At 60.2% G+C, this 15,145-nt stretch carries 12 protein-coding genes and 4 pseudogenes; 11 read left to right on the plus strand and 5 right to left on the minus strand.

The annotated features are described in order from the left end of the window. Nucleotides 1–140: 140 nt before the first annotated feature. From IVA74_RS14965 to IVA74_RS14975, 4 genes and pseudogenes are all read left to right on the plus strand, one after another. Complete coding sequence (locus IVA74_RS14965) at nt 141–410, plus strand: hypothetical protein (protein WP_247344897.1); 270 nt, start codon at nt 141–143, stop codon at nt 408–410. A 9-nt stretch (nt 411–419) separates the two neighbouring features. Continuing rightward, the gene (locus IVA74_RS14970) at nt 420–1,451 is read left to right on the plus strand and encodes a hypothetical protein (protein WP_247344900.1); all 1,032 of its coding nucleotides are present in this window, start codon (nt 420–422) and stop codon (nt 1,449–1,451) included. Beyond that, nucleotides 1,451–1,582 carry a hypothetical protein gene (locus IVA74_RS40950; RefSeq protein WP_256467633.1) on the plus strand — a complete coding sequence of 44 codons (132 nt, stop codon included), beginning with the start codon at nt 1,451–1,453 and terminating at the stop codon, nt 1,580–1,582. The genes IVA74_RS14970 and IVA74_RS40950 overlap by 1 nt, the downstream gene beginning before the upstream one ends. A 545-nt stretch (nt 1,583–2,127) precedes the next feature. Continuing rightward, nucleotides 2,128–2,446: pseudogene (locus IVA74_RS14975) on the plus strand (transposase); the annotation flags it as partial. Nucleotides 2,447–2,906: 460 nt separating this feature from the next. On the opposite strand, the gene IVA74_RS14980 reads toward IVA74_RS14975, so the two are convergent. Continuing rightward, nucleotides 2,907–5,645 (minus strand): hypothetical protein, encoded by a 2,739-nt coding sequence (locus tag IVA74_RS14980; RefSeq protein WP_247344903.1) that lies wholly within the window; start codon nt 5,643–5,645, stop codon nt 2,907–2,909. A gap of 293 nt (nt 5,646–5,938) precedes the next feature. On the opposite strand from IVA74_RS14980, the gene IVA74_RS14985 reads away from it, so the two are divergent. Beyond that, nucleotides 5,939–6,427 (plus strand): DUF2937 family protein, encoded by a 489-nt coding sequence (locus IVA74_RS14985; RefSeq protein ID WP_247344906.1) that lies wholly within the window; start codon nt 5,939–5,941, stop codon nt 6,425–6,427. Between the two features lie 74 nt (nt 6,428–6,501). On the opposite strand, the gene IVA74_RS14990 is transcribed toward IVA74_RS14985, so the two are convergent. Further along, nucleotides 6,502–7,374, minus strand: a complete 873-nt coding sequence (locus IVA74_RS14990; protein ID WP_247344911.1) for a hypothetical protein — start codon at nt 7,372–7,374, stop codon at nt 6,502–6,504. On the opposite strand from IVA74_RS14990, the gene IVA74_RS14995 reads away from it, so the two are divergent. Next, entirely contained in the window at nt 7,361–7,657 is a 297-nt protein-coding gene (locus tag IVA74_RS14995; RefSeq protein WP_247344913.1) for a hypothetical protein, read from the plus strand. The genes IVA74_RS14990 and IVA74_RS14995 overlap by 14 nt on opposite strands. On the opposite strand, the gene IVA74_RS15000 is transcribed toward IVA74_RS14995, so the two are convergent. Both IVA74_RS15000 and IVA74_RS15005 read right to left on the minus strand, forming a co-directional pair. Then, the gene (locus IVA74_RS15000; RefSeq protein ID WP_247344918.1) at nt 7,638–8,627 is read right to left on the minus strand and encodes a serine protease; all 990 of its coding nucleotides are present in this window, start codon (nt 8,625–8,627) and stop codon (nt 7,638–7,640) included. The genes IVA74_RS14995 and IVA74_RS15000 overlap by 20 nt on opposite strands. Nucleotides 8,628–8,747: 120 nt before the next feature. After that, a complete protein-coding gene (locus tag IVA74_RS15005) occupies nt 8,748–9,314 on the minus strand; it encodes a hypothetical protein (protein ID WP_247344920.1) in 567 nt (188 codons plus the stop codon). A 175-nt stretch (nt 9,315–9,489) separates the two neighbouring features. On the opposite strand from IVA74_RS15005, the gene IVA74_RS15010 reads away from it, so the two are divergent. From IVA74_RS15010 to IVA74_RS15020, 3 genes are all read left to right on the plus strand, one after another. Beyond that, a complete protein-coding gene (locus IVA74_RS15010; RefSeq protein WP_247344923.1) occupies nt 9,490–10,686 on the plus strand; it encodes a Fic/DOC family N-terminal domain-containing protein in 1,197 nt (398 codons plus the stop codon). A gap of 163 nt (nt 10,687–10,849) precedes the next feature. Further along, nucleotides 10,850–11,212, plus strand: coding sequence for a hypothetical protein (locus IVA74_RS15015; RefSeq protein WP_247344927.1), 363 nt, complete (start codon nt 10,850–10,852; stop codon nt 11,210–11,212). A 110-nt stretch (nt 11,213–11,322) separates the two neighbouring features. Next, nucleotides 11,323–11,565: a competence protein CoiA gene (locus tag IVA74_RS15020; protein WP_247344937.1), complete on the plus strand. Its 243-nt coding sequence runs from the start codon at nt 11,323–11,325 to the stop codon at nt 11,563–11,565. On the opposite strand, the pseudogene traA reads toward IVA74_RS15020, so the two are convergent. Next, nucleotides 11,505–13,550, minus strand: a pseudogene (gene traA / locus IVA74_RS15025) (Ti-type conjugative transfer relaxase TraA); the annotation flags it as partial. The gene IVA74_RS15020 and the pseudogene traA sit on opposite strands and share 61 nt — an antisense overlap. A gap of 170 nt (nt 13,551–13,720) precedes the next feature. Here traA and traD point away from each other — a divergent pair. Together traD and IVA74_RS15035 are read left to right on the plus strand one after the other, a co-directional pair. Further along, a pseudogene (gene traD, locus IVA74_RS15030) lies at nt 13,721–13,912 on the plus strand (conjugal transfer protein TraD); the annotation flags it as partial. A gap of 1,018 nt (nt 13,913–14,930) precedes the next feature. After that, a pseudogene (locus IVA74_RS15035) lies at nt 14,931–15,145 on the plus strand (IS5/IS1182 family transposase); the annotation flags it as partial.

Genomic DNA, 15,145 nt, shown 5'->3' on the forward strand with positions numbered 1-15,145 from the left:
CCGGTATATTGCGGGTAGAACTTGAGGGGTTGGGCATCCCCGTGTCGCTGCCAATGCCACCGCCGGGGCTGTCGACTACCTCTCAGCCGTTTCCGCCACCATCTCCACCTCCGTCTCCACCTCTGCCGTTCACATTCACTATGAAAATCTACTACTACCTTGATGAGAAGCGGGTCGGCGTTATCGTCGGTGGCGTAGGCGAGAACGACTCGATCAATATCTTTGCGTCGCGTCTTGACGCCCCGGCCGTCTCGCGGCCGGGCGTGCTCTACGTCGGCAACATAATCCATAGCGATTTGGGGACCGGAGAACACGATTGCCCGGTACATTGCGAACACGGCGATCCGGTCATTGAGGAATGCTGCGTCGTTTGCCGCAACGATAACATCGTCACCAAAACGTGCTGCTAGGAGGTCTCAATGAGTGCGACCGAAGGCGCAAATTTGCAGAGCGTTGTCGTCCAGACCGTTGACGGTCGGAACAAACCTTTCGGAGGCTCTGGGGTTGAGCTGGAGCTCTATGTTGACGGCGAGCGACAGCAGACGATCGAAAAGAAGGACGCTAGGCCCCGTACCATCAAATTTCCGCTGGGGCACAAGACGCGAATAGTTGCCAAGGTCCCACGGTTCAAGACCCAGGGAATAGAGTTGGGTGCCGACGTCAGTCGCTACAATTTCCGATTCAAAGGTGCCGGAGCGCCTATCGTGCTGATCGTCGCTACCAAATTCTGCGAAGCGGCGGCGGTTTGGGCCGTGAGCGATTACTATGGGGAACCGGTCGGGCCGGCAAACGATCCTAGCATCTACCGATTTGGCACCTTCCTTACGGGCCCCGAGAAGACTCCGCGCAACGTCCTCATGGTTACCAGCGGTATGGGGAATCAAGCGGCCGGCGCCGTTACCGTACAGGCGCTTAACAGCTTCCCTGGCCTCGAGCATATCCTACTTGTCGGCATCGCAGGTGGGTGTCCTAATCCCGGCAAGCCAGCCGAGCATGTGCGCCTCGGCGACATCGTCGTCGCCGACCATCGGGGGATCGTGCAATACGACAACGTCAAGGAGACCGCGACGGACGTGCAATATCGCAGCCAACCACAAAAACCAGCTGCGCGCATGCTGCAGGCAGCAGGCAGTCTCGACACCGAGGCGGAACTCGGCAGGCTTCCTTGGGAAGCCTGGATCGCTCACGGCCTTAGCAACTATCCTAGGGCCGCGCGGCCGTCAGATGCGAGTGACGTGCTGCACGACGGCGCGATGGTTATCTCGCATCCTGCCGATCCCCTAAGGCGCAAAGATCAGCCGCGTGTACATCGAGGCTCTATCGCAAGTGCCGATACGCTTCAGAAGAATCCGGCTAAGCGCGATTTATTGCGCGACAAGTGGGACGTGCGGGCGATTGAGATGGAGGGCAGCGGATTTCAAAATGCGCCTGGATGCTTGGAAAGGATGTGATGGTCGTGCGTGGAATTTGCGACTATTGCGATGCCTACAAAAACGACGACTGGCAGCCCTATGCCTCCATGGTAGCTGCGGCTTATGCGCGTGCTATGATCGAGACGCTGCCCGATGAGTGGTTCCCGTAGCCTTCACCACTGGCTGAACTAGGCTGCGCGCCCCTCGTATTCACGGCGAAAGGCGTCGACACTAGTGAACAGTATTGGCTAGATAGCGCCACTTCCTGCGAAGGCTGCAGGTAGTGCTGCGCGCCCGTTGCGAACCCGCCTCGCGTCCGCAACTTCGAATCTGCCGTACGCATCGATTCGACTCCAACGACACCATCATGCATGTTGGTAACTAAAATTCAGCAGCAATTTCAGACAAGAATAACCAGCCTGGCCGGCATCAAAGAAAGTATCTAACAATCTGATTTGGCGATGGTTTGCGATGAGCGGTTTTGAAGGATACCAGCAGTAACACCAACGGAATTTTCCGTTTATTTTGGTTCGACTCTGAGCCCACCGCTTTCGAGCGTTGGTCCGAGTTCTTCAATTTTTCGTTATGAGTCGCTGCACCGAGCGCAGACCCGCTCGTCTGGCAATTGCGCGCTCGGCTGCCAAAGAAATTCGATTGCCGGACGAAGCATATCCTCTACGACCCATCCGACGAGGTGCCGCGCGAACGTTGCTTCGAGAACTCCTATTACCAATACTTCTGCGGCGAGGAGTTTTTCCAGGACCGGCTGGTGTTCGGACGCTCGTCGATGACACGCTGGCGCAACCGCATGGGAACGAGCGCTTGACAGCGCTGCCCAGGAAGGCTTGGCGGTCGCCACCAAGACCGGGGCGATCAAGCCGTCCGCACTGTCACGGGTGATCGTCGATACGGTGCAGCCCAAGAACTTAATGTTTCCAACCGATGCGAAGCTTCTGAACCGGGCATGCGATAAGTTGGTGCGGCTGGCGAAGCTTCACGGGCTGGCTTTGCGTCGGTCCTACACACGGACCGGCTGGTCGCCGATCGCGGCAAGCCGAGGATGGTGGTGAGCGACAACGGCAGCTAGCTCACCAGCAATGCCATTGTGACATGGGCCGATCAGAGTCTAGGCGTCTCGTTGGGCCAAGTCGTAGCCGCTTCACCTGAGCTTAGTGAGGGGGGCGGCGGCATGTCGTTGAAGCGATCGCTTGCTCCGTACGGGAAGCCCGCGGCTACATGTAGCTTAGACTTGGGCCCCCTTGATGTGACGCTAGCGCGGACGGCTTAGAGCGTTGGTCGGCGGGGAGAGGCGCAGAACTCCGGCCTATCGGTGGTCTAAAGTTCGGTCTCAGTGTAGGCCGCTCAGAAATCTAGGGCGCGGCCGCCTTTCAGAGAGTGTTGCAGCTTGAAGAGGGTACGGCCGGCAAGAATGTTATCGCGGTGTGATCGGAGGCGTGCCAGGCGCGAAGCGCAATGCCGATTGAAGCGTGCCCGTCAAGAAGGTAGTCCTGAGTCCCCGTGTCGGCCAATGCGTGCCTCATGGAGCCGAATATCAAGCCGCGCCGCTTCAACGTGCTTTTGACTTGCTGCACGGGCTTTGACCAAGTCTTCGTTGGCCTGAGCGTCCCCGAGATCGGTGCGTATATCATAACGCAGTTCTAGGAACTCGGTGCGAAAATGGTCCGCCCGGAGTCGGTCTAGCGCTTTGTTGATCCAGACAAGCGCTTGGGCTGGGTCTCCCTGTGCGCGCCGCGCGCGCGCCATGAGCCGCTGGAGCCATTCGCTCGTTTCAAGCTCCTTCCGTTCCCGCAGAAGGGCCTCGCCTTCTGCCGGGCGGCCCATTTCGATCAGGAGTTCGGCGCGCCGTTGGAGGTGGAAAAGCTGTGGTCGAACCAGCGATTCATGGAGGGCGAGCGCCTTGGCATGGAAGCCGGAAGCGTCGGCACCCCGCAGGCGGGCTGCCTCGAAATAGACCTCAGCCCACGCAAAACGATCGCTGTCGGTCTGCAAGCCATCTAGCGTGCATTCGGAGAGCTGCTCGAAGATGCGGCCAAACATGGCCGGCTCTTCGGTTGAGAGGTAGCGCCCGAGCGCAGCGAACGCACGAATCGCTTGCAGCACGCCGACATTCGCTGCCTCGGCGATCGTTCGCTCGATTGCGTCGGCATGGCGTCGGATGAGCCCTGCTCGCCAGTTGCCTGAGCCCCATGGCAAGCGCTCGATCACACCCAGGAGAACCGAGCAAGTCACGTTATCTTCGCCGGGAGCGCGAGCGAGGATTTCATCCACCAGCTCGATCGCCCGAGCCACTTTGGCGGGATTGACCCGGTAGATATCGATCAACTGCAGGCGGGTTTCGTGCATGGGCGAGGGTCCGCTCAGCACCTGCTCAAAGAGTTCGGCCGCGGCGGCCGAGTCACCAAGTCTCTTGAGCGCCTTACCCTTATGATGCTGCACTTCGGCAGTCTGCCTGTCGGTGAGCCCGGGAAGTCCGGTAAGTGTGTCGAAGGCTGACAGGCGTTCCCGCAGCCGGGCCTTGGCGATCTCATCGCTTTCCAGCTTGTCGTAGAGGAACAGCTGCTCGATCGCTTCGATAATTGCCATCAACGCCAAAGGCGCCGGTGGGCGTCCTGCCAGCGCATTGGCGTCGGCCAATGGGTCGCCCACGAGTTCGGGAGGCAGTTCGGTATGATCCGATACCGTGAGCAGCGCGTAACGGAACGCGGCAGAGCGAGCTCCTGCAGCAATCAGCTTCTTGAGCTTAGGGAGGAGGATGCGCCCGATCGTCCAAAGACGCAGACCAGGCTCACTTGCCGCGGCGCGCAGATAGCCCTCCAGCGCGGCATCCAGCTCGACGCGCCGCTCCGGGGGACACCAGCCGCCGCCGCTCAGCGCCGCGTACACGACATCGTGGAGCCGAATAATCCCGCTTCGGTCAGCAGCTGTAAGCCCGTGGCTGCGGAGCTTGCGGATGCCGAGCGGCTGGACGACATGCTCGAGAAAGTCCTGCCCGCAAGTTGCTTGCTCGGCCCAGGCGAAGACAGACAGCTCGCGCTCGAGGGCAGGTCGCAGGCGCCCCAGGAGCCGATCGGCGAGGCGCTGGCCATGATGTTCCAGTTCGCCGACAGCCCGACAGTCACGAACGATCTCGTCCCACGTGGCGCCCTGCCGCACGGCAGCGCTGATCAGACCCAGGGTCAGCGGATGGCCGCCCACCGTGGACCAGATGATGTCAAACACATCAGCTGGGCACATCGCGCCATCGTGGTCGAGCAGGCTCTGTGCCTCTCCACGAACGAACATTGGTAGTTCGTATGAGCCTGGTTGTGCCGACCGCTGCGTGAGGATGATCCGTGAGCGAGGCCCGCAAAGTTCACTAAGGCGCGCTGTCGAAAGACCGGGTTCGGCGTCATCGATTACTAACAGACAGGCCCCGGTGCGCAGCAGCGCCGTGACGTTCCGGGTTTCGCCGCCTCGCACCAAAGGGAGCGCCTGGAGTTCCTCTGGCCGACGGACTTCCCCCGCGTCTAGCCAGATCGCGAGGTCGTACTGGTCTTCGTGGTCCGTGGCGTAAGCGGCAGCTGCCGCTGACTTGCCGAGCCCGGCGATACCGCTGATGGTCACCACTGGACTTTCCGAGAGGCGCCGCGAGATGTCGGCGTCGACGTCGACGCGAATAATGCGGCTTCGATCCGGGGCGGGGACCAAGCGGCTCACGGCCTCTTCATCGCGAATCCTCTGTAGCTCAGGCAGGTATGGAGCGAGCCTTCGAACAACGGTGTCGCTGAAGATCAACTTTTCGATCAGCTGGGTCGCGATCTCCTCCGCGCCCCACAGGTACAGAGTCTTGCCCTCCATTTCCGGCCAGGTTCTGACGGCGCTTTCGAACTCCTGGGCGACTTGGGGCCGCTTTCGCTGGCCCGACAGCAGGAAGATGTCCCGTGCGGACGGTTTGCGATTGAGCGCCTTTCTCAGATCGCCGTCCGCCTTGGCCATCGGGCGCTCAAAATAACCGCCCGCATCAGAATACTCGGCGACTATCCGGCCGTCGTCGCTGACTGTGTCGACCACGCCGCCAACGGCATAGCCGACCAGATTGGTCCCTTGATGGTTCAGAGGCACCTCGAGCAGGGCGTCCAGAAATAGTCCGGCGAACCTCTCGAAATCGGTGGCGATGTAGCCAATTGCACCAGCCAGACGGTCAATTTGCGCGACCTTGCGCTTTGGATTCATCGTGATTTCTCGACTGGTGGCATAGCTTCCGTGTTTAGCGCTTCAGAGGCGGGCACGTGAGGGCATTCCCGCCGCATATCGTAGCATATCGTCCAACATTTCGATTGCTCCCGAGCGACAGCTGATCGGTGCATAGAGCCCGCTACAGGTTTCCCCAAACGGGCTGAACGCCCTCGGCCGACCGGGGCGGGACGCCGGCTGACAACCACTTCTTGTGATTGGACCCGAATGACCGAATCGAGGCTATTGAAAAACCTCAAAGCGATGGTCTCGACTTGAGAAGGAGTAGTGCAATGCAACGGCTCTTTGCGGTCTTGTCGCTTCTGGGTGCTTTGCTGTTTGCGCAGATTCCTGAGCTCCTGCAACAGTATAGGCAGCGGCTCGGTGGCGCAGCCGACGAGCTGACAGTCATTGTGCGCAACTTCGACGAGGACTCCCGCCGCTCGGGTTATGACCGATCGGGCGCACTCGGTGTGATGGCGAAGAACCCAGAACAACTGGTGCGCGACCAGGCGCAGCGAATGACGGAATATGTTCGAAGGCTGGACCGGCTGAACGAGCAGCAATCGGCTTTGGCGAATGGCGTCACGCCTGCGGCCATCCTGGCGGTAGCGGTTGACTACGACAAGCCGATCATGGCGCAAGCCTGGAGCGCCTATGCACCCGCGCTTCCGACGACCCTCACGGGCATTGTATTTGCGATCATCGGCTGGTGCTTGCCTTATGCTGCATTCTTGGTTCTCGGCGCTGTTGCCGGCTCACGAGGCAGAGTCGCTGCGTGATCCGACGAAACCGAGATTCATCGGCAGGAGGACAGCAAACCGAGCCGTCAAACTCCGCGCGGCGTTTCTATACCTCAACTCTTGTTCGCGGTCTTCACCGCGAGCGGCTGCTGGATGAAGCGCCATAGCGGCAACGCATCACTTTTGTGGTCGGATGATACCAGTGGCGCGAACCAGTTGGGCCGATGTTCAAGTTCAATTTGCACTGAATCCGGTTCTCCATTGGCCTGTTGCGAATAGTGGCGGGAAAACATCCGGCTCAGCGTGCCGATTATTTCAAATCTCTCAGTGTCCTCGTTGAGCCGTTCCTCGGGCAGCCAAGAAAACTCGATCGCCGACAATCTTCCGTCAGTGACAATGGCCTTGGTCTCCTGCTCGGCCCATTCCCCGAGATTCATGAATATCCACGCGATCTCCTGCTCGTCCGCACGCGTGAGGACACGATCCTCACTGAGCATCGTGACCTCTCGAACCGTAAAAGGCGCCATTCCGTCGGGGCCGATGGCGTTGGGCGTGTCGGCGGTTAGCCGAAGTGTGAGCGGCGGGGTTGTGCCGATTGTCATATCGCCGAGCCTGCCCAGCTCATTGAAGCGGACGGCATGTTTCATGTCGAGCTTGAGGTAGCCATTTTCATCCAGCAGATCGTGCGGGGATACGAGCGTCCAGATGCCCCATCTGGCCCAATAGACGGCCACCTTGAGCGCGGCCCGTGTTGCCCGCGCGTAGCTGTCGAGCGAGGACAGATAAGACGGTGTCATGATCTGACGTTCTTGCCGGACCGGATCTGCCTCGTAGACGTTCTTGACTTCGACCAGCCATTGCTTGTCGTCTTCCAGTACGATTCTGAAATCTGGCGCCCGATATCTGCCGACAGGATAGACGCGCCCGGTATCTTCGACCTTCATCAGCTTGTAATGACCAAGCGCCACCACCATGGCTTCGAACATTGCCGCGGTTCGTTGGCCCGCGAATCAGAATGTCATCGGTCAATGCCTTGTCAAGCTGCGCGCCGATCGCCGCCAAAAATTCCTGGGCTGTCTGGGGCGCCGTGACGGAAATCTTTCGCTCGCGGCTGAAGCGGGCATAGAGATTGAGAAGATCAAATGGTTTGCTCATTTTGGCGTCGCTGCCTTGGTTACGCGTGGGAAAGGTCGGGCCTACGACTTGGTGAAATCGGCAACCTGGTCGGCTTCCAAGTTAGCTGACACGCCTAATCGGCCGAACCCATAAAATCATCTGAGCCAGCCCGCAGGGAGCCCAAGCGAACCGAATAGTCCGACGCCAGCGTCGCGCAGATTTCCTCTGCCCGTGCGCGGTCGTTGGTCATTGCCGCAACATGCCAAGGAGCGTTGCGCACCACCGCCCAACCGCGCACCCATCCCGGGTTCGATGGGTCGACGTGAGGGAGGTTGCGTTGAAGACCTGGGATCGGCGCAAACCAGAAGGCGTAGGATTGCGCACCGTCGCTTCCCGGCTCGTCGCTTGAGCTGACGAGGCCGATCACCTCTCCGTCCTGGTTGAACACGGGTCCTCCGCTCATACCGCCTGGCCAATGGCTGTCGACCGCAAATGTCGGCCAAGGCCGATGTTCGCGGCCACTCGGCAGCACTGCCGTTACGCGGCCAATAGACCCATACATGCGCTCGGTCAGAACATCCGTGTCGATCTCGCGGTCCTGTATCGAACGCAGTTCGGGAAATCCCACCGCCATGACTTCATCGCCGATCTCGGGCCATTTTCCGGTCAGCCGAAGGGGCAGAAAATCGCGTACTTCGTGCAGGCGCGTGTTGTCCGCTTTGAACGACAGCGTCATGCAGTCGAGTGACATGCGGCTCGAGTCACGGTTGAGCAGCCAATCAAGGGCAATATCTTCTGGCGGGGTGCGAAAGGCGGTCGCTGACGCAATCACGACCGTCCCGTCGACCCCAATCGGGGCGCGCCCATAAATAAGCCCCGGGTTGAGCAGACCTACAACCGTCGACCGCGGGCGCGAAGGCCCGAGCCATGCTTCAAGCACGTGCTGCGCGGTCAGATATCCTCCGAAGGGGTCGATCCGGAACGCCGTGCCGAGACCAGAGACGCGGTCTGTGTGGTTGTCGATTGCCAGTAAGGAGATAATCGGATGGCGAACCCCCGTCGGGCCTTGAATCTGAAACTGGCGGGGATCGTCTCCGGCTGCGGGGGTGACTGGAAAGGGCATCGTCCAGTCTAACACGGCAAGGCTAATCGCCCTAAGGCGCATTCAATGTAAAGGCTCATCCGAGTCACAAGGAAACCGGCGCCGCTTTTCTGAAACGGCGCCGGTTTCTTTGTCAAAGGTCTAGTGAGCGGCGGCACCTTGCTTGATCGCAGAGGCGAAGTCTTCGACAACACGAACAAATAGATCGGGATCACGCAGTGCGTTCTTGAGCTCCTCAGTCCAATCCGGATTCGACTCGGTCCACTTGATCAGCGCGGTCGCCTTGACGCCGCGATGCTTGATCAGGAAGTTGGAGATCTTTGCCGGCACCGCGCCCGCGACAAACGCGGCTCTAGCCGGTGCGGCGCGCGCCAGAAGAATGAAAGCCCGCGAGAAGCTCGCGAGATCGTCCTCTTCCGCGACTTTGGTGAGGAGGTCCAGTACAGGACCGGAAGGGGTCGTGTAGGCTGCCGAGCCCTGGGATGCGATCGCCTCGGCAATGCGGTGCAGTGTTTCTGGGGGCATGCTCTTAATTCCTTCATCAAGGCCGGCGAGCGCTTTTGCTTTTGCCCTGCGATCGGCGGCGAGGTTTCTGATGTCGTTTGCGTCTTGTTCGGTGGGCACCCACACACGGACTTCCTGCCAGCCTTCAGCCAGGCGAACGTCGCGCTGGCGTCTTACTCGCCTGACTACCGTAGGATCGGCCACGAAATGTCTCCGTACTGTCGTTACGCGATATATACCGTAACGACAGTACGGGCAAGAGGTTCCTTGATGGAACCTAAGAACGTTATATAGGGCCCACCATCAGTCGCCTTATTGAAGTATAGATAAACAACCTTTATTATGGTGTCGGACTTGGCTCTTCTGCGAAAGGTTTCTCTTGAACCGCGATAATCTCACTCACGCCGTTCGGGAACGATTGCAGCGGCTTCCGGCGCCCTATGCGGCGCATTACGGCGTGGTTCCGCTGCCCCCGCCTGAGGACGGCGTTGCCGTGGGGTCGGTCCTTGCCCGGCTCAGGGCGGCGGATGCAGCCTTGGTGCGCATCGAGACGCTCGCGGCCGAACTAAAGGACCCGTATCTGATCAGCCGCATCTTGCCACGGCGGGAAGCTGTCAGCAGCTCGGCGATCGAAGGCACCAACAGCACGCTTGACGAATTGCTGTCCGGTGAAGAAAGCGAAGATTCCCAGCAGGGCGAGGCGGTAGTTCAGGTGCGTGACTACGCGCTCGCGCTCGATGACTTCCTGCCGCGGGCCAGACAAGAGAAACTGGAAATCTTCACAAGCGGTTTGGTGCAGGATCTGCATCACGCCGTCATGCGCGGCGACGCAGAATACAAGGACAAGCCCGGCGATCTTCGCCAGGTTGTGGTCTGGATCGGCGGCAGGGGCGATATTGCTTACTCGACCTACAATCCGACGCCGCCGTCTGACATTGCCGCGTGTCTTGAGGACACGATGAAGTACATGCGCTGCGAGGGCATGCAGGCGATGTACCAGAGCTTCATTGTGCGAATGGCGGTTGCGCATGCACATTTTGAGGCAGTCCACCCGTTTCGTGATGGCAATGGCCGCGTCGGCCGTCTCCTCCTGCCGTTGATGATGGCGGCGGAAGGCATGATGCCGATTTACCTGTCACCGTACATTGAAGCCCACAAGGCGGCTTATTATGAATCGCTCAAAGCGGCTCAGCAGCGCCTCGATTGGCATGAAGCGGTCGGATTCATGGCGGACGCAATTGTCGGCACCACGGATGAGCTGCTGAAGACGCGCGACGCTTTGTCTGCACTTGGCGATCTATGGCGAAAGCGGCGCAAATTTCGCCAGGGCTCAGCGAGCCTGCGAGCACTCGATGTTCTGCCGCACTATCCGGTGCTGACCGTCAAGCGTTTAGCCTCGCTTCTCAGCATTACGGTGCCTGCAGCCTCGCAAGCGGTAGAGCAACTGGTCGAGAATAAAATCTTGAACGAGCGTACCGGCTATGCGCGCAACCGCGTCTTCGCCGCGCCCGACGCGCTGTCGATCATTAACCGCCCCTTCGGCGAAGAACCCATTCTTCCCGGTGCGGACACCTGACGGCCGGTATGCCGGGCTGACAATCGGTGAAGCCGCGAATTGCGTCTTCGCCCCGCCGCCGGTCATGCCGTCGGCGGGACTTCCTTGAGACACAGGCGATTTTCCATAGCACGCGATCCCGCAAATGCTCAATGATCACGCCGGACGAAGGGAGATTCGGTAGATGGTCGAGGCGATTCTCCGAAGGACACTCAAAAGAGTGGTTGACCTTGCATCGATGCACAGCATCACGAGTGATGCGCTCATAGCGATGAGCAAGGACGATTATCAGGTTCTCCGTCGCGCGGCGACGCGCGCGCGGCTCGACAGGAAAGCGCGTTTCGTCTGCGCGAAATGCGGACATGCCGTCTATGCTCCGTGCGAAGGCCGGACCGGCCAGCCTTACTGGAAACACCACCCGGGTGCCCCACAGCTTTGTCCCTGGTGGACGGGGACGCCGGCCAGCGTCGATATCGTTAGCGCGCAGCAATTTGACGGAGCGCAGGAAAGCCCGCTGCATGCTAAAATCAAACATTATCGTCGGTGAGTTATTGACCAACGATCCGCGCACGACCGCAGGAAGCGTCGTTGTCGATGAGTATCTCATCCTAGAGAATGGACGGCGGCGGCCCGGACGTACGCCCGATCTATGATCGCATGCCACTCGTCGTGGAGGTTCAACTTGCAACCACGCAAATCCCCATCATCGTGCAACGCGAAGATTTCTATGAGAGCGCGTCCATTCGCCTGATTTGGCTCACCTGGAATTTTGAGCCACCCACGAGCGGCCGATTACTCAGTTCGTTTGAGGACATTTTCTACTCCCACGACAAGAACCTCGCCAATACATGGGCGCGATCCACCGTCATGCCCTGCGCCTTGTGGATCGTCGCGGCATAGCCATGGTCGATCCGGTTGAAATCCCTGAAGTCGAAGCGCAAGGATCGGCCATCGTCGGTCTGCACGGTCATGGATTGCGCGCTGACCTGTTCAATGGTCCCGAGCGTGCCGTTCTTCACGCCAAGACCGCGCTCGTTCTGCAGGAACATGACGCGATCTCCGCTCGCGAAGGCTCTTGCGCCGCGCTCGACCGTCACATGCACCTCGTCCCCCAGATTGCCCGCAGCCCTCATCCGCCCGCGCGCTGCCTCGTTCAGCGCCCGGACCTCGTCGTTGGTGTGGGTGAGGATGATCCGGCTCTGATCCGGCGATGCCTGCCGATCACGGTCCCAGCGCTCGATCAGATCGCCGCGTGCCTGTTCGCGGGTCTGGGCCTCATGCACCATGCCTTGGGCGCGGTAAGCTCCCAGCGCATGGCCCACTTTGCCGGTCGCCAGATCGCGCGTGGCGTCGCGCTGCCACTCCTCACGCTGACGGCGCACTTCACCGATTTCTGCGCCGCCGTGACGCTCATGGATCGAGCGGAATGCCGCCCCCGCCTCGATCGCCTGCAGCTGTTGCGGATCGCCGACCAGCACCACCTTTGCCCCTGCGTCGGCTGCATGGGACAGCACGCGCTCGAGCTGGCGCGTGCCGACCATACCTGCCTCGTCAATGACAAGCACATCGCTCGATTTGAGCAGATCGCGGCCCTGTTCCCAGCCATGCTCCAGGCTGGCGATCGTGCGCGACAGAATGCTCGATCCGCTTTCGAGGTTTTCCGCGGCAATGCCGGACAGCGCCACGCCCTGGACCTCGAAGCCTGCCGCTTCCCACGCCTCTCGCGCCACGCGCAGCATCGCGCTCTTTCCCGTTCCGGCATGGCCGACCACGACGCCGAGATCGCGTCCATCCATGACATGCGCCAGCGCGTCGGCCTGTTCGTTAGACAAGACCATGCCGCGCGCTTCCGCACGTGCCAACGCGGCTTGGCGCTCCGTGTCGCGTACCTGATGGCGTGCCCCTTCCGCCATCCGTTCAGCTGCACGGTGAAGGCGCTGCTCCGCGTCGATTATTGCGCGGGTCGTGAACCGATCCTCGCCGCGAGCGTCTTGGCCGAGTTCGACCAGATCGGGCGCTTCCCGCATTGCGGCCACCACCTCGTTGAACTGGTCGAGCCCGTCACTGTGCCGGTGCGCGAACTTCGCTATGTCGCGGCGTGTGAAGGTCGATTGTTGCTGGGTAACGGCTTCCAGTCCAAGGGAGGGGCCGGCGATGATCCGCGCGCCATTGCCGCGCGCGATCTCACGGTGCATCTCGGCCCGGTCGGCTTCGCCGCCTTCGCCAACGATGCCCCGAACCTCGATCCGTTTGGCCGGCGCACCGATCTGGCTCTGCGGCTCCAGGGCGATGCCTTGGGCGTCCAGGCTGCGATGATCAATCCACGCGTCGATGTCGAGCTCGGCCAGCCGCTCATTGGCAAGCTCAGCCCAGCGTTCGCGCCATCGCTCGACCATCTCCGTGCGGTTCCAGTCTCGTACCTTTTTGCCAAAGCCGTTCTCGTCGACCGAGCGCATGGTCAGCATGACATGGGCATGAGGTTTCGGTAGTCCGTCCTCGGCCCTGTCCCAATGCACATTGAGGTCGGCGATCATGCCGACACCGACGAACTCACCTTGAACGAAGGCCCGGGCCAACTCGATGCCATGTGCTTCGCTCATCTCCCGCGGAAGGGCAAACTCCACCTCTCGGGCGAGCTGGGCATCTTTCCGGATTTCGAACGCTTCGACATCGTTCCAAAGCTGCTCGCGATCCCGCCATGCCTCCGGCGCGTTGTCCGGCAGCATCAAATCGGAATGGACGACGCCGCGCTTTCCAGAAAAATCCTGATCACGGCCGAGCCGTTCGTCGCGCAACCGCGAGCCCGAGCGGGAGGCTGCCGGCGCCACCGCGCTGCTTCCGGCCTTGCGGCCAATGACCTTGACGTGAAGATGATAGATCGCCATCGCGACCAGATCATCTACACGGCACAGCGTACGTCGGAACGACGTATAAGCGCGCCCTCCCTCGAAAAATTCTCGGGAGGGATTACCGCGTCTCAGGCCGTCCTGACGACCTTACAGCATTGTGCGGTGTGCTCGATTATCATTTCTCCAGCTACACATATGGAGACACGATGCGTAAACCGAAGGACTTTGATGCAGACCTGAAGGCACTCGAAGACAAGGCGCGCGGACTGAAAACCCGCAAGGTCCGCCAGCTAGGCGAATTGGTCATAGCAACCGGGGCAGATACCGAACGTTGGGGAGGCAAGCGGGCTAGGCAACAACTGGAAGGGGACCTGACAGCGCGAATTGTTGCAGCGGAACGATACGGAGCCCAGTGCGCCAGAGCTATCGAAGTCTCCGGTGTCGAAGCCGCGAAGGACGCAGCACACATAGAAGCAAAGAAAATCCATTATTTGCTGTATAGAATTCGCCAGCACGCGCCGCTTACCGTCTCAGGAATGTTGATCTTGGCGCGCGGCATGATGCTGTACGAGGAAGTGCAGAAGAGCAACTATTGCGGCGGCGAACAGGGGCGAGGTCTGCTTCTGGGCCGCGAGTTAGCAAGTGCGGTCCTTCGCGTCGCCGGAATTGCGGCATAACATCGTCGAATGGGGCGGCGGCTTCCGCCGCCGTCCTCCGGGCCATCTTTACGAAAAAGGTCAACCATGGGCGAGCGAAGGCGAAGACGAATGATGATGGCATACCATGAAGCGGCCCACGCAGTGCTGGCTCGCCGTCAAGGCCTAGCATGCGCGGAAATACGTATGTCAGGATCGGTCGGAGCCTTAACCGCTTCGGCGTCTTATGAGAGTGGAGAAGCAGTAGAAGCGAAGATTGCGGGGTACGAGATCGATGGCGCTGTAGCATTAGCAGGACCAGTCGCGAACGTTCGTTTCTCAGGGCGTCCCAGCTCGTTTTCTGACGGCGCCGAAAGCGACTTGCAGATTGCACAAGCGGCGGCCGGTTCTGTGCTCTACTGAAATCTGGCCAGTCGTTGCCCGGCGCTGGGAACGAGGAGCTTGAACTTCCCCGGGACGTCCTTCGGCAGGCGAACGACATACTGGCCGTCATCTTGCAGAATTGTGAAGCGTTGGTCGACGAGCACTGGGCCGAGATTGATCGTGTAGCGAAAGTCCTAATGCACCGCGATCTGATTACGGCCAGTGAACTTGACCAGCTTATAGCCGAAACACCCAGCTGAATTGCATGTACCAAGCTGACCGCTCTGAACGCATCAAGGCTTTGGTGAAGGTCGCTCTAGCAGTCTGCTGAAAAACCCCCTCGCCAGGGAGGGGACTTGATGATTCACTTTATCATCTCGAATCGGCGGAGACGATCATGCGCGGCAGGTTTACGGATCAGGGCGGCCTGTTTTCGTACATCGCGCCGGATAAACGTGTGCCAGCGAACCATCCGCTGCGGAAGGTCCGGGAACTTGTCCGGGATGTTTTGAGTGATTTGAACCGCAGCCTTGGAAAGCTATACGCCAGCGAGGGACGTCCTTCGATCCCTCCGGAGCAGTTGCTGAGCGCCTTGCTGCTGCAGGTGTTCTA

The sequence above is a fragment of the Bradyrhizobium sp. 132 genome (genome assembly GCF_023074185.1).
Taxonomy (GTDB): domain Bacteria; phylum Pseudomonadota; class Alphaproteobacteria; order Rhizobiales; family Xanthobacteraceae; genus Bradyrhizobium.